The sequence below is a fragment of the Clostridium sp. AN503 genome, from assembly GCF_040719375.1.
Lineage (GTDB): Bacteria > Bacillota > Clostridia > Lachnospirales > Lachnospiraceae > Brotaphodocola.
In genome coordinates this window covers 2,325,864-2,339,335 of sequence record NZ_JBFDTP010000002.1, presented here as the reverse complement: position 1 = coordinate 2,339,335, position 13,472 = coordinate 2,325,864, and the positions used below count along the sequence as shown (strand labels likewise).

Sequence of the window (13,472 nt, the reverse complement as noted above, 5' to 3'; positions counted from 1 at the left end):
TCCTTTCTGTTCGTGACGGTCAATTTCCTGATAAACGGCCAAATGCGTAGAAATGCTGCGTCCAGTAGGACGTGCTGATACTGGCGTATTGGATTGGGTTCCCACAGTGGATCATCATATTGTTGCCTGCATAAATGCCTACGTGGGAGACTGGCACGCCGCTGTCATAGGTGCCAGTGAAAAAGATGATATCCCCGGGCTTTGCGTCAGCGGGGGAGACACGGGCGCACTGGTTGTAAATGCCCTGCGCCGTGGTGCGGGGCAGGTTATGGACGCCGCTGTTGGTAAATACCCAGCAGACGAAGCCGGAGCAGTCAAAGGAGGTGGACGGGCTGGAACCTCCCCATACATAGGGATAGCCCAGGTATTTCTCCGCCTCCCCAATCAGGGCCGCAAAGGACGGGTCGGACAGGGCCTCCCCGGGTATCTGGTAGCCGGGTTCCGTCCCTGTGCCGCCACCTGTGTAAATGCCTTCCCACAGGTGGGGCTTGTTGCCCTTTAATTCCTGCATGACGGAGTAAATCTCCTTCTGCTCCATGGTAAGCCGGGTATTCACCACGGCGGGGAGGGTACGGTTTTTTAAGGTCACATGGAGGATATAGTATTCATAAGGGACTTCCTCGCTCGTCTCGTTGCCGTCCGCGTCCGTGCTGGTTTCCGTGCGGTAGCGGATTTCCACTTCCTCGGTCAGCGTCAGCTCGTACTGTGCTTCAAAGACCTCCCCAAGCTCGCCCTGTATCCCTGACCGGGTATAGCTGTGGTATTTGGCCGACAGGTAGGAGGCCAGCTCATAGGGGTTGTGGCCGATTTCGTCCACGTTGTAGCGGTATTCGTCATAGCCGCTGTGGGTGCGCTCGATATTGGCAATCTTTTGTTTCAGGTCATTTTCCAGAGCGGTATAATCCTCGTCCGCCCCTAAAAGGTCGCTGTCAGCGGAGGCATAGGAGGTGCCGGATATGGCGTTTGCAAGGCCGCTCCCCAGCATGGGGATAAGGGAGGAAAACGCCGACAGGATATAAAACAGCAGGAACAGCACCACGATAATCAGGATAAATACCGGGTGGCGGGCCGCCGCCTGAACCGCCCGTTTCGTGATGGTTCCGGCTGTGGCGGCTGTTTTCTTCGCCCCCCGCGCCCCCTGCTTTGCGGCCTGTCTTGCCTGTCTGGCATACTGGCGTTTCAGTTTCCATTTCTGTGCCATGCGGGAGAGCGGATTGCTGGCAAGCTCCGGGTGTTCCTTTGCCATCTTCTGAAAATCCAGATTGGCCCGTGCCGCCAGCTCCTTCCGTTCCCATTTCGCCACCCGGCGGGCCGGGTACTCACGGTAGCGGCGTCTGGCAAACCGGACGAGCTTACGGGTTCCGGCCTCCGCCACAAGCTCGGATTTATGGGCTCCTTCCACACCTACGTTCTCATGCTCAATCTCGTGTATCTTGTTGTGGGTGTAAAACCATACCTCCGCCCGTACACCCCGGACAGCCTTCTTTGCCAGTCCCGGCTGTTTGGGCGGCTTCTGCGCGGCCAGCTTTTCCCGGGCCGATTCCAGTTTCCGTCCGGCCTTATCCGCTTTTTCCTGTGCCTTCTCCGTCTTGTCCGGTTTCCTGCCGTCAGAGCGTTCGTTGCCGTCAGCACGTTTTTTGCCGGCCCGGTCAGGCCCGGCCTCTTTGTCATGGGGGTTCTGCCCTCCGCCGCCGTCCGCATTTTCCTCCCGCCGCATATGGTCGGAGGGGCGGGCCCGCTCCGTATCCTGCCGGAACTTCCCGGAGGGCTTCGGGCCATGCTGGCCCGAGGTGGCCCCGTCCTGCGGCGGCGTGTCCCCTTCATCAAAACGCAGGCGGCCGGAAGGGGCGGAATCCGGCGGCGGGCTGGTTTCCTGCTTCGGGCCATGTTGGCCCGAGGTGAAGGTATCTGGCGGCGGCTGTTTGGGCCTGCCTTTCTTTGGTTCCTTTCCCATAGGTCATTCCTCCTTTCCCGGGACATAAAAAAGCCAGCCTCAACATTTCTGTGTGTTGAACTGGCATACATCACGGTTAAATACCGGCGGCGGGATTGGAGTATATACCCCCGGGGCGGTGCGCATGGTAAATCTCAAATCCTTATCCTTCGGGTTTGGGAGCCCCCGGTACTCCGGGTAGGCGTTCAGGATTCTTTCCGCCTCCCGATTCAGCGGGTAGAGGTAACGGAACATGAGGCCGTTGATTTTTTCAATTCCCTTGTATTCACAGTAGCCATGGGTCAGCCAGAACCGTCTTTCCACTCCGTCAAGGGCGGCGTTTTCTTCCAGTAAGAGCCTTGCGCTCCGCGGGTGGATTTTTTCCCCGGTGGCCGTACAGCGGTAGACGCTGGTGGGAAAGCTCCCGATGTACCGGAAGTTCGCGGCCTGATATACATAGCCGCATTTTCCCATAATGCCGTCCGCCAGCGTGTAGAGGAACAGGCAGTCCGTATTGCTTTTCAGCCATTTTACAAGCTGGGAGAGCACCCGGCTCCCAAAATACTGGTTCCCGTTCATTTCAGGGAGAAAGCACATCTTCCCGATTTCCAGATAGTCGCCGGATTGGAGCCTGTGGCGGGGGAACATCTTGCGTATGCTTTGGAGCGGCTGGGTTCCCCAGCCCAGCGCCACCACGCCTGCAAGCCGGTTTCCAGTGTAAAAGCCCAGATAGTGCTTATTCAGCCGGGGCATGATTTTGGAATAATGGTAGCGGCGGATAAAGCTGATGGCCTGCTCTTTGGGGATTTCCCGTACCGTGAGCTTCGGGCCATGCTGGCCCGAAGTGGTTTCATTCCTGTTTTGGCTCATTCTTCTTATCCTCCGGGCGGGTTGTCATGATTGCATAGAGCTCCGTATTCTGCGGGAAGTGGTCTACGAAGGGGATTGTGACGTTCCCGAAAAACAAAAGGCCCTCACCGGAATTGGTGTGGGTCACATAGGAAAGCTGGTGCGGGCTGATACCGAGCTGTTTTGCGATGATCTGCCGGTCGCCCTGTGCCTGTGCAAGCAGTACGAGAAAATCCGAGTTCTCAAAAATATTCTCAATCTCCGGGCTTGCCAGAAAATCCTTCACATTCTGGGTCAAAGCTGACGGGACGCAGCCTTTCTTCCGCAGCATTTTCCAGATGGCGACGCAGTAGCTGGCCGTCAGGGCGTCCCGGAGCAGTACGTGAAATTCGTCAAAGTAGCACCATGTGGAAAGCCCGTTCATGAAGTTTAGGGAAACCTGTGAGTTCACTAAATCCTGCATGATGAGCATGGCAATCGTGCGCAGTCCCGCCCCCAGCTTCTTTAAATCGAGGCACACAAGGCGGCGGTTCAAGTCCACGTTTGTTTCATGGTTGAATACGTTTAAGGAGCCCGACACGTAGATTTCAAGGGAGGTTGCCAGACGGGAAGCCTCCGCCTCCGGCTGTTTGCAGAGCAGTTCGTATAAATCCTGCAAGGTCGGCATCTGTTCCTTTTCCGGGTGCTGGATATGCTCCCGGTACATGAAGCGCACACAGCGGTCAATCACCGTCCGGTCAATGGGCTGTAGGCCGTCCTTGCCGCCGACAATGAGCTCCATCAGCGACAGGATAAAGTCGGCCTTTAAGGCCATGGGGTTTTCCTCGTCAAAGCTCAAATCTATGTCCATGGGGTTGATGTGGTGCGGGCTGTCCGGCGCAATCTCAATCACCTGACCGCCCAGCCGCCGGATTAGCGGGGAATATTCGCCCATGGGGTCTACCACGATAATCCGGTCGCGGGTGGCGAGGAACACGTTCACAAGCTCCCGTTTTGCGGCAAAGGATTTCCCGGAACCGGGCACGCCGAGGAACAGGCCGTTTGGATTTTTCAGTTTCTTCCGGTTCGCCATGATGACGTTGTGGGAAAGGGCGTTCAGGCCGTAATAGACCGCCTCCCCGTCCATGCGGAGTTCCTGGGTCATGAAGGGGACGAAAATGGCGGTGCTGCTGGTGGTCAGGCCCCTCTGTATCTCAATGGCGTTGTGGCCGAGGGGGAGGCTGGAAAGGAACGCCTGTTCCTGCTGGAAGTCCAGCCGTTTCAGGGCGCAGTTGTATTTCTGCACGATTCCCGACACTGTGAACAGGTCGTTGTCCAGCTCCCGCCGGGTGGGCGCCATGTTCACCACAAGGAAGGTCAAAAGGAACATTCTTTCATTCCGGCTCTGTAAATCTTCCAGAAGGGTCTTTGCGTCCTGGCTGTAGGTCACAAGGTCGGGCGGCAGAATGTCCATGTCGTAGCCGGAGCGCACCGCCTTTTTCTGTTCCTCCACCTTCATCTTGTCGATATCGGAGACTTTGGCCTTGACGGCTTTCACGGCGGCGGCCTGATCGACCGTCTGCACATGGAGGGTGATGGTCATTTCTGCGTCCAGCTCTAACAGCTCCGCCAGCAATTTGTCGGAAAGCTCCGAAGCCAAAATCTGCAAGTAGGAGGAGGCTCCCCATGTGGTGCCTACCCGGAATAGACGGCTGAACCGGAAGTCAAAGCTGGTGGGCGCGATAAAGTCCTTTGTGGAAAGCCCGGTTTTCGGTATCATGTCCCATGAAAAACGGAAGGGGTCATTCCCGCCCGGGTGGAGCTGGCCGTGGAGCAGTTCCAGACGTTCCAGCCCGGAGAGGGCGGCGGATTTTACACCCAGCTTCTTGAAATTGTTCATGATATCGGCCTCCACCCGTTCCAGCCTCGCCCGGGCCGTGGATAAATCGTCCACGTTCACGCCGAAGGTCAGCAGTTTCGTCCGCACGATACCGTTGTTGCTTTTGGCTATCTGGTTTTCAAGCATTTCCACGTATTCCTGCCGCACCCCGTTATATTCGTCCTCCTGCATGGAAATGTTGACGCTGTAGCGGCTTTCCGGGCGGCTCCGGTGGTTGATAAATGAGAGCTGGAAGGGAAGGGTGCTGTCAAAGTAATTTAAACAGGCGCTCCACCTGTCAAAAATGGCCGCCTGATCCTCGGCCTGTGCGAGCTGGTAGTTGATATCCTCGTATTCTATGGTTTTCGTGTAATAATGGTCGGCCACCCGGCACACGCCGTCCCGGTACATTTCCCGGTAGGGAAGTGTCTGCTGGGCGGTTGCGGGAACCTTCCGCTTTCCGCCGGGAAACAGGCCGCCCTTCCGGTCAGGCTTTTTTCCTGCGGGACTTTTTCTTTTTTTCTGGTTCTGCAATCGGCTTCGCCTCCTTCTTAAAACCACTCAAAAGAGCATAAAAATTTTCTGTCTGATAGGGACGCACCCTCGGATAAAGGAACCGAGTGCGCAGGATATTCTTTAACACCTTTTCAAGCGGCAGGCCGTCACGCTCATACATGGCGAAAAAGAAGAATGGGAGCATGAGGCCAATCATCAGGAAAAGGGCCGGGCTGTTTCCGATGGTTCCACGGCTGAACAGGTAGGACGGAATCCCCACCGCCGCCGCGAGGGAGAAACAGATAAGCTGGCGCTTCGTTAGGTTTAAGGCCAGCTTCGTCTTGATTTTGTTTAGGTCTTTTGGTACGGGTACATATGCCACGGGCTGTTCACCTCCTTTGGCACTTCGGGCCACCGTGGCCCGAAGCTATCTGGCCGCCTCCTTTGCGGGCAGGGGCCGTTTCCCTTCCACGGCGGTCGCTCGTCCGGTCTGCCTTGCCCGCCAGTAGTCGGGGTTATACTGTCTGATGGACTGGTTGATATTTTCCTCGAATTTTTCCTTATCCTTGATACGGTCAGGGATTTTCCACAGCTTTTTATCAAGGAGCTCCCGCAGTACCACGCTTTCCTGTGCGTCCTCCTCAAAACAGATGTAGCCGTTCCTCTGGAAACCGCATTTTTTAGCCGCAGGGGACAGGACGGCGGCCACTTCCTTTGCCACCATTGTCCCGCCATGGCTGGCCGTGCTCACGAGGAACACCCCGGGGCAGAGCGTGTCGCAGGTCTGAACCTTGCCCCACGGGGAGCTTTCCGGCTCATGGAACATGCCGCCTGTCCTCTGGCGGTCGGCCTGCATAAGCGCCGCCTTTTCCAGAATGGCTTTCAGCTCCGGGGACAGGTAGGGATATTCCCGCAGGACACGGACGGCCTCCCCGCCGCACTCCTTCATCAGAAGGGAATAGGCTTCACTGTCGGCCACGGTACAGCGGCCCAACAGTTTTCCATCGTAGTAGCAGGTGGCGTCATAGGCTTGTTTTCTGTGTTTCACAGGTATACGCCTCCTTCCTTCACTTCGGGTCACTATGGCCCGAGGTTATCTGTCCTGCCCGCGGCTGGCCTTTGTCTTTGCGGGCTTCTCCGCCTGCACTTGTTCCGCCTGTTTTGTCCCGGCGGTGAGCTGTTCCTTGATGGAAGGCCGTTCCTGACCTCCCCTTGCGGCGGCTAACCTTGCCTGCAAATGGTCGAGCTCCGCCGTGTAGGCTTCCACGACCGCCTCGTTAAGCTGGCTGCGGAACTCTTTCGTGATGGGTTTTGCTACGTCACGGTAGCCCCCGTTCCTGTCCGGCTGGCTGGGCATACCCGCATAAATCCCTTTTTCGCCTTGCAGTATCTTGAAATTCTCCACCACGAAACAGTCGTTGAATTTTACGCTGGCAAAGCCAATCAGATTTTTTACGGGGTCAATGAGCCTCACGCTCACGTCCAGCTTCATGGGTTCCTGTGTAGCGGCGGGTGCGCCGCCTGTCTGTTCCTGCATAACTGTCTCCTTTCCTGAAATGGGGGCGAGGCCCCCGTCCTTATATTCATAGCCTTCTGCCCGGAGCGCGGCACGAGTGTCCGCCGTCAAAAGCCTGTATAACTGTATATCCGTGTCTGCGAGGAAACGCAGGGTATCCTCTTTTGTAAATTCCTCGGGGAGCTTTCCAAAGTAGGACGGGTGGGCCTGCCCGTCCGCCCCCAGCTTGTAGCGTCTCGGCATATGTCCTCCTTCCCGCCTCGGGCCAGGGTGGCCCGAAGTCCTTCTGCCGGTTTAACCGGTGCCGAAGATGGATTTTGACAGGCTCCCGGTCTTAAACAGGGAAAAGCACAGGAGCACCGTATAGCCGACACAGCGCCAGATGGCTCCCATCGGGTCGCCGTCCGTTGCGATACTCTGAATCAGCACGGCATAGATTGCCACGCATACCATAATCAGGAGCCCCTGAAAGCCGACCGCACACAGCGACCGGAAATAGTTCTGTCCCATGTGCCCGGTTTCCCGGTTCGCCATGGTGGAGAAGGGGATAGGGGCAAGGCTGGTCAGCAGGTATATCTCAATCATGCGGCCATAGACAATGACAAATATCACGATATTCAGGGCGGTCATGGTGAACTGGACGAGGAAGGACTGGAGGAACAGCCCGAACAGCGGGCCCAGTTCCATCGCCTCCAAGTCTGTGCGCAGGCTGTCCATAATGTCCGGCGTGATTTCCGTGCCGCTCTGGATAAGCCCCGCCGACTGTTGTATCACATGCTGGCTCACGTCAAAGACAGCCAGCACGATATTGAAGGTGTTCGTCAGGATCGTCACGGCCACGAAGGTTTTAAATATCCACTTGAAGAACATCCATGTGTCTATGTCATGGAGGTTGTTCCGGTCTATGAGCATCTGAATGAGCTCATAGGTCATGACGAACGTGAGGATAATCCCGGCGATTGGCAGAACGACCGTTTCAGATATCTGCCGTATCATGGAAAAGACCCCGGCGTTAAAATCCGCCGGGGTTGTCCCAACCTGCGAGGCAATCCCTCCGACCTGCTCATTCACGTTATTGAAAAGGCCGTCCAGATTTCCCATGATACCATCTACAAGCACACCCTTGAGCCATTCCACGATTGCATTGATGATAGTATCCATATATCACTCCTTTAATTGGGAACGCTTTAGAACAGGCCGGATAAGAGGGGGATAAGCTGTGTGCCAATCAGCACAACACCGCCTCCGGCCATGAGCTGCTTGATTCCCTGTGATTTTGCCGCCGGGTTGTCCGAGCCGTACCCTTCTAACAGGTTGATGACTCCCCACACCGCAAGCCCGGCCCCAAGGGCAATAACGAGAACCTTTAAAATGTCGATAGCAGAGTTGAAAAATTCCATGTAGTTTCCTCCATTTTCTTAGATTGAATCGGTTTTCGGGTAATAAAATAGCCGCCCATAACGGCGGCGCTTCGGGCCAATGTGGCCCGAGGTCACGCAAAGTCGTCACTGTCCATGTCGTCAAAGTTGAGAATGTCAGCTTCTTCTTCTGCGTCTGTTTCCTCTATCTCGTAAACCGTGTATTCGTCCTCCGGCTTTAGTCTCAATGGCCGGTGGCGGAACAGGGTTTCCAAGCGGAAGGCGTTTTTCTTTTTGTCGTACTCGGCTGTCTGGTGATAATTGGGGTGCTTTTTTAAATCGTACTTTGGGCTGTAAAAAGGCGGGAGGCCCCGGAGCTGGCAGATACACATATTTCCGGGCATAGTGGTGATTTCGCTTGTGGTGAGAAGCTCCCGGCCCAGACGCTGCATGTTCTGCCCATAGCTTTCGGACTGCCCCCGGGTGCGGCTTTCTGTCTGCATGGAGATGGTGGCTTTTCCCAGCCAGTTTTCGGAAATGTCTTTCAGGGTGGAGGCTTCACGGCCTCCAAGGAACACGATGGAATCCATATTCCCCATGATTGTCTCGGCGTTGTCCTTATAAAGCGCCTTGCACTGGCTCATGGCCTGATAGAACAGCGTCAGGCTGATCTCCCGGGAACGAATGACGGCCACGATTTTTTCCAGCCCCGGCACCTGCCCTGTGTTAGCCGCCTCGTCCCACAGCACCCGTACATGATGGGGGAGCCGCCCGCCGTACTTGTTGTCGGCCCGCTCACAGAGCATGTTGAACATGGTGGAGAAGGCAAGGGCAACGAGGAAGTTGTAGGTGGTATTCGTGTCGGATATCAGGAAAAACAGGGCTGTCTTTTCGTCTCCCAGCGTATCAAGGCCCAGCTCGTCATAGCTCATAATCTCCCGAAGCTCCCCAATATCGAAGGGCGCGAGACGTGCTCCACAGCTAATCAATATGCTTTTTGCGGTCTTGCCGCTGGCTAACTTATATTTTTTATACTGCCTCACGGCAAAGTGGTTGGGGTTCCTCTTTTCCAGCCCGTCAAACATGTAGTCAACGGCATTTTTAAAGCTCTCGTCATCTTCCCGGACTTCCATGCTGTTAATCATTTCCACAAGGGTATTCATATTCCGTTCTTCCTCCGGCCCCTCAAAGACGATATAGGCAATCAGGGCACAGTAAAGAAGGGTTTCCGCTTTTGTCCAGAACTCGTCCCCGTCCTTGCCGTCCCCTTTGGTGTTGGCAATCAGGGCGGTCACGAATTTCAGCACATCACTTTCCGTCTTGATGTAGGCCAGCGGGTTGTAGTGCATGGATTTGGAAAAACCTATGGTGTTGAATACCCGGAGCCGGTAGCCCTGCCGTTGCAGGAACCGCCCGCATTGTTCGAGGGTGCCGCCTTTGGGGTCTACGACCACATAAGACGAATGAGCCTGAAGGAGCTGCGGGGTAAGCCAGAACCTTGTTTTTCCAGAGCCGGACGAGCCGATTACACAGGCGTTTAGGTTCCGGGCGTTGGCCGGGATTTTGGGCCGGGTGTTCAGTGTCAGGAACTCCGTGCCCGTGAGAATGACGTTGTTTTTAAATACCGGGTCTACAAAGGGCTTGATATCCTTTGCCGTTCCCCAGCGGGCCGATCCATATTCTTCCTCACGGCGGAACTTCTTCCCCTTCCTGATTTTAGACTGCACAAGCAGGTACATTCCCACGGCCCCGGTAAGGCCCACCAGAAGGTCAGGCCCGCCAAGGCCTGGAAGGTAGTTTTCAAAGGCCATGGGAAAGGTTTTCATCATGCCTACGAGCTTTGTGCCGAAATCGGCCCCGGCGGCCATGCGGTAAGCCGTACCCACCTTTGAAAAGAACCAGAACACAAAAAGGTAGGGGAGGTTGGGAAGTACATATTTTCGGATTTTGTCGCTCACCGTTCTTCCTTCACCGCCTCTCTGGTTTTCTGGCGCTCCTTTGGCCGGGATTTGATATGCTCTGAAAGGTTCCGTAGCTGGCCGAGGATAGAAGCTCTGTCCTTCCCCTTGTTCAGCACCTTGTCACTGTATTTCTGGAACGCCGCGGTCATGGCGTCCGCCTGCCCTGCTTTGAAGAACAGCAGGTAGTGGCCGGGGCTGACCTTATGGAACGCATAGTCTACATGAAATTCCTTTGCTATGCGGTCAAACTGCCGGGGCGCTCCAACAAGGGGCATGGAGTTTTTGGCCCCGTAATGGTTCATCAGCTTTTTCACGCTTTGGCGGCCCTGCGGGGTCAGTGCCTTCTGGTGGCGCTTTTTCCCTTCCTCTAAAAACTTCCGTAGAGCCAAGGCCAGCACCCGGCCTGTGAGCTTTGTTGCCCGGATTGAGAGGGCAACCGTTTTTTGGTTTACTTCGTCCTGCATAATACCTCCTTCCTGCCAGGCTCCCATAAACTCCGGGGGGCCTCTTACCTTTGCGGGAGACGGAAAACCTTGGGCCAATGTGGCCCGAGGTCTACCGCTCGGCATGTTTGGAGGGCGGAGCCTCCTTTACCGGTTCCGCCCGTACCTTTTCATTCTGCGTCCGCATGGTGTCTAAGATGGACGGCTTTTTTTCTGCGGCCTGTTCCAGCCGTTCTATCCGGGCGAGGGCTTTTTCTACGCTATTACGCATGGAGAGCAGGCAGGCGCGTTCCGCCCGGTAGGGTGCTGCTACTGTTTTTGCCAGTTTGCCCGGGCCTTTTGCCTCTGATACAGCCTCCTTCCCCATCAGGGCCCGGCCCACATTTTTTAAGTGCTTGCCTGCCTCGTGGTATTGGGCTGAAACGGCTTCGATTTTCGCAAGGGCCTTTTCGTCTGTGGCAATCCCCGCCTGAATGGTTTCCTTTACCCCTTCCAGACCTTCCCGCAGATGGAAGAAACGGGCCATGCCGTCCAGGGCCGCCGTTCCTCGCTGTTTAAAATCGGCAAGGGCCTGTTTACAGCCCTCTATGATGTTTTCTCTCAGAACGTCAATCTGCTCCCTTAACTGGGAAACCTTCGCCTCCAAGGTCTGAACCGACCTTTGCAGGGCGGACTTTAACGGCGATTGCTTCATTTCCTGCAATTCCTGCCGCATGGAGGTAAGTTCCTGAACCGCACTGGAAAGCTGTTCCTCCAAGTCCGATACATGGCCGATGGCGGCCATGAGATCCTTTGCGCTGGAAAAATTGTTTTCCTTCAGCACGGCCAGCAGTTCCTTCACTTCCTTCTGCTCTGCCAGCCGCTTTTGTCTGGTCTTACTGATAATCAATCACTCCCTTCGTAACCTCGGGCCAGTATGGCCCGAAGCCTACCGTTCGGCCTCCTTCGTAGGCATGGACGGTTTTTCCTGTCCCGGCTCCTTTGGATATTCCTGCATGGTTTTCAGGATAGACGGCTTTTCCCGTGCCTTTTTTTGAAGCTGGGAAGGACGTTCACCGGAAAGCGGCTGGATACAAGCCAGACGGTCGGCGGCCCAGATCGCGTTATCGGTAAGCTGTCGCTGCCATGCGCCCACGCTGGGGGCCCACCGGAATCCGTTCCCTTTGAGCTCCGTGCGGGTATCGGCGTCTGGTTTTCCGTCAAAAAAGATTTGCAGACGGTTTTTCTGCCGGTTCATCTCAACATGGCCGCCCTCAAACTCCCAGCCGAAAAATTCCGTTTCGGCCCGTTTGCTTAAATCTTCGATTCGTTCCTTTACCCTGCGGATTTCCGCGCTGGTGTTCGTAAGGTCAAAGGGTTTTCTCAGCCAACTGCACCGGGCCATATCCGCTTTTAGCTTTTCTATCTGGTCAGGGGAGAGAAGGGCACAGCCGTCAAGCGTTCCGTGTTTGCGGTAATAGACATTGACTTCCTTCATAATCAGTTGGGAGCGTTCCAGTCCTTCCAGCTTCTCTTTCAGCTTCGGGACGGCCTCCGGGTCGTCCGCACTGATTCCGCCCATGCCGGTACTGCGGATTTTATCAAGGAGGCTCTGAATATGCCGCCATTCCTCCATGTTGCTGTCGCGGGCCCGGTTCTGGTTTTCCTTCTGCCTGATGGGGAAGTTGGCAGGCCCCGCTATCATGACGGACGGAACCCGCGCGTCAATCGCAAACTGCTGGTTCATGTTTTCTGCCAGTTTTCGGGAATAGGTGTCAAGCAGGTGGTCGATTTTTTCATGGAACATGGGGTCAACCCTTGCTTTCTGCTTCTCTGCCACAGCCGCGGCCTTATCTACGAGGTTGCGGTATTCTGTGGTTGCGCTCCCCTCCTGATAATCATAAAAGCTGTTCATCTCTTTGGCGCGGCGGGCCGCTGTCTCGTTGATTGGATAGTAGTTGATGTTATCTGCACCTCCTTTACGGCTTCGGGCCATGCTGGCCCGAAGTCTTACCGTTCCTCATGGGAAGGCCCCGTCTTTTCCTTTTTCGGGGCAGGCGGGGCTTCTTTTAACTGTTTCAAGGTTTCCAGAATGGAATGTGGCGTCTCGTTCGGATAGGCAAATACACGGTGCTCTGCGGGGATATCCTCTGTCCCGTGGTAATACTCGGTGAATCCAAGGGGGGCGGCGGACACATAACCGCCCGGCGCAAAACAGCCGCCTTCGTTGATGGCGATATCGCGTCCGTATGCCTCATAGTCAAAATAGGCCCGTATATCGGAAGGGATATTGATTGCCATGAGTTCGTCTGCATAATAACAGCCTAAAGCCTCCCAAGTCTCTATACCCGGCTGAAAATTGTAAATATCAAGATTTTGAGCGAGATTGATTAAATTTTTCACGCTTGCCGTATGTTTTCCCAAAACAAGGGCGGCTTCATACTTTTCCAGTTCGCCCTTATCCCGTACTTCCTCCAGAACATGCGCCAGATGGTTCAGCTCGTCAATATCCTCATATTCATCAAGGTAATCGTACAGCCCCAGCACGTCACTCTCAAAGTTTGTGATGAAGATTTCTGAATATTTCTTACCGTCTATTTCTATCCGGGAAAGAAGCGACTGTATTTCCTCCGTGGTAGCAGGAAATTTTAAATATTCCCCGACCTCAACGCCTCTGATAGCATATAAGGCCACATTCGTCAGATAGGCTTCAAACATCATCAGCGTTCCGGCCCTGCTGGTTGACCGTCACAATCCCGTCCAGGGTGGTTGCCGTAATGTTCAGCCGCTGGGCCACGGCAATATCATTCTTCACATCTTCGTCCACAGCACCGCCGCAGACAACGAGCACCCGGGCCCGCCGAAGCATATCCCGGCGCATGTCAATCCCGTCCTTATGTTCCTCGGGGATAGCGTCATTGATAAACAGCGGCAGATACAACAGCGGGCAGATAGGTGAGAATCCCGCTTCGTAAGTAATCCGGCAGTATTGGACGGCAAGGGCGGCGTCAATATCCGGCTCCCCGTTCCATGCCGCAGTAATATAAGCTAAAGGTCGTTTCACTGTTTTTACCTCCGTT

General features: G+C 55.2%; 14 protein-coding genes. All 14 read right to left on the bottom strand.

All coding sequences use genetic code 11. The features are described from left to right. Positions 1 to 19: 19 nt before the first annotated feature. Positions 20 to 1,954, bottom strand: a complete 1,935-nt coding sequence (locus AB1I67_RS18275; RefSeq protein ID WP_367031483.1) for a CD1108 family mobile element protein — start codon at positions 1,952 to 1,954, stop codon at positions 20 to 22. A gap of 39 nt (positions 1,955 to 1,993) precedes the next feature. Continuing rightward, positions 1,994 to 2,803 carry a hypothetical protein gene (locus AB1I67_RS18270; RefSeq protein ID WP_367031481.1) on the bottom strand — a complete coding sequence of 270 codons (810 nt, stop codon included), beginning with the start codon at positions 2,801 to 2,803 and terminating at the stop codon, positions 1,994 to 1,996. Further along, the gene (locus AB1I67_RS18265) at positions 2,784 to 5,114 is read right to left on the bottom strand and encodes a VirB4-like conjugal transfer ATPase, CD1110 family (RefSeq protein ID WP_367032649.1); all 2,331 of its coding nucleotides are present in this window, start codon (positions 5,112 to 5,114) and stop codon (positions 2,784 to 2,786) included. The genes AB1I67_RS18270 and AB1I67_RS18265 overlap by 20 nt, the downstream gene beginning before the upstream one ends. 13 nt (positions 5,115 to 5,127) lie before the next feature. After that, the gene (locus tag AB1I67_RS18260; RefSeq protein WP_367031479.1) at positions 5,128 to 5,517 is read right to left on the bottom strand and encodes a PrgI family protein; all 390 of its coding nucleotides are present in this window, start codon (positions 5,515 to 5,517) and stop codon (positions 5,128 to 5,130) included. A gap of 45 nt (positions 5,518 to 5,562) precedes the next feature. Continuing rightward, positions 5,563 to 6,183, bottom strand: a complete 621-nt coding sequence (locus AB1I67_RS18255) for a hypothetical protein (RefSeq protein ID WP_367031477.1) — start codon at positions 6,181 to 6,183, stop codon at positions 5,563 to 5,565. A 45-nt stretch (positions 6,184 to 6,228) separates the two neighbouring features. Further along, a complete protein-coding gene (locus AB1I67_RS18250; RefSeq protein WP_367031476.1) occupies positions 6,229 to 6,894 on the bottom strand; it encodes a septation protein SpoVG family protein in 666 nt (221 codons plus the stop codon). Between the two features lie 51 nt (positions 6,895 to 6,945). Beyond that, positions 6,946 to 7,812, bottom strand: coding sequence for a VirB6/TrbL-like conjugal transfer protein, CD1112 family (locus tag AB1I67_RS18245; protein WP_367031475.1), 867 nt, complete (start codon positions 7,810 to 7,812; stop codon positions 6,946 to 6,948). 26 nt (positions 7,813 to 7,838) lie between these two features. After that, positions 7,839 to 8,051 carry a Maff2 family mobile element protein gene (locus tag AB1I67_RS18240; protein WP_002571582.1) on the bottom strand — a complete coding sequence of 71 codons (213 nt, stop codon included), beginning with the start codon at positions 8,049 to 8,051 and terminating at the stop codon, positions 7,839 to 7,841. 92 nt (positions 8,052 to 8,143) lie between these two features. Beyond that, positions 8,144 to 9,967 carry a VirD4-like conjugal transfer protein, CD1115 family gene (locus AB1I67_RS18235; RefSeq protein ID WP_367031474.1) on the bottom strand — a complete coding sequence of 608 codons (1,824 nt, stop codon included), beginning with the start codon at positions 9,965 to 9,967 and terminating at the stop codon, positions 8,144 to 8,146. Continuing rightward, positions 9,964 to 10,434, bottom strand: a complete 471-nt coding sequence (locus tag AB1I67_RS18230; RefSeq protein ID WP_367031473.1) for a PcfB family protein — start codon at positions 10,432 to 10,434, stop codon at positions 9,964 to 9,966. The genes AB1I67_RS18235 and AB1I67_RS18230 overlap by 4 nt, the downstream gene beginning before the upstream one ends. Positions 10,435 to 10,525: 91 nt before the next feature. After that, positions 10,526 to 11,302, bottom strand: a complete 777-nt coding sequence (locus AB1I67_RS18225) for a DUF6674 family protein (RefSeq protein WP_367031472.1) — start codon at positions 11,300 to 11,302, stop codon at positions 10,526 to 10,528. A gap of 39 nt (positions 11,303 to 11,341) precedes the next feature. Continuing rightward, on the bottom strand, positions 11,342 to 12,388 hold the full coding sequence (locus AB1I67_RS18220) for a hypothetical protein (RefSeq protein ID WP_367031470.1): 1,047 nt from the start codon (positions 12,386 to 12,388) through the stop codon (positions 11,342 to 11,344). A gap of 14 nt (positions 12,389 to 12,402) precedes the next feature. Further along, complete coding sequence (locus tag AB1I67_RS18215) at positions 12,403 to 13,110, bottom strand: antirestriction protein ArdA (RefSeq protein WP_367032647.1); 708 nt, start codon at positions 13,108 to 13,110, stop codon at positions 12,403 to 12,405. Continuing rightward, positions 13,103 to 13,456 (bottom strand): hypothetical protein, encoded by a 354-nt coding sequence (locus AB1I67_RS18210; protein WP_009299172.1) that lies wholly within the window; start codon positions 13,454 to 13,456, stop codon positions 13,103 to 13,105. Before AB1I67_RS18210 ends, AB1I67_RS18215 begins: the two co-directional genes overlap by 8 nt. Between the last annotated feature and the right edge of the window lie 16 nt (positions 13,457 to 13,472).

Coding starts and splice junctions, on each gene's coding strand:
- AB1I67_RS18270 (WP_367031481.1), bottom strand. CDS start 2,803: ATGAGCCAAAACAGGAATGAAACCACTTCGGGCCAGCATGGCCCGAAG.
- AB1I67_RS18230 (WP_367031473.1), bottom strand. CDS start 10,434: ATGCAGGACGAAGTAAACCAAAAAACGGTTGCCCTCTCAATCCGGGCA.
- AB1I67_RS18275 (WP_367031483.1), bottom strand. CDS start 1,954: ATGGGAAAGGAACCAAAGAAAGGCAGGCCCAAACAGCCGCCGCCAGAT.
- AB1I67_RS18250 (WP_367031476.1), bottom strand. CDS start 6,894: ATGCCGAGACGCTACAAGCTGGGGGCGGACGGGCAGGCCCACCCGTCC.
- AB1I67_RS18220 (WP_367031470.1), bottom strand. CDS start 12,388: ATGGCCCGAAGCCGTAAAGGAGGTGCAGATAACATCAACTACTATCCA.
- AB1I67_RS18240 (WP_002571582.1), bottom strand. CDS start 8,051: ATGGAATTTTTCAACTCTGCTATCGACATTTTAAAGGTTCTCGTTATT.
- AB1I67_RS18215 (WP_367032647.1), bottom strand. CDS start 13,110: ATGTTTGAAGCCTATCTGACGAATGTGGCCTTATATGCTATCAGAGGC.
- AB1I67_RS18245 (WP_367031475.1), bottom strand. CDS start 7,812: ATGGATACTATCATCAATGCAATCGTGGAATGGCTCAAGGGTGTGCTT.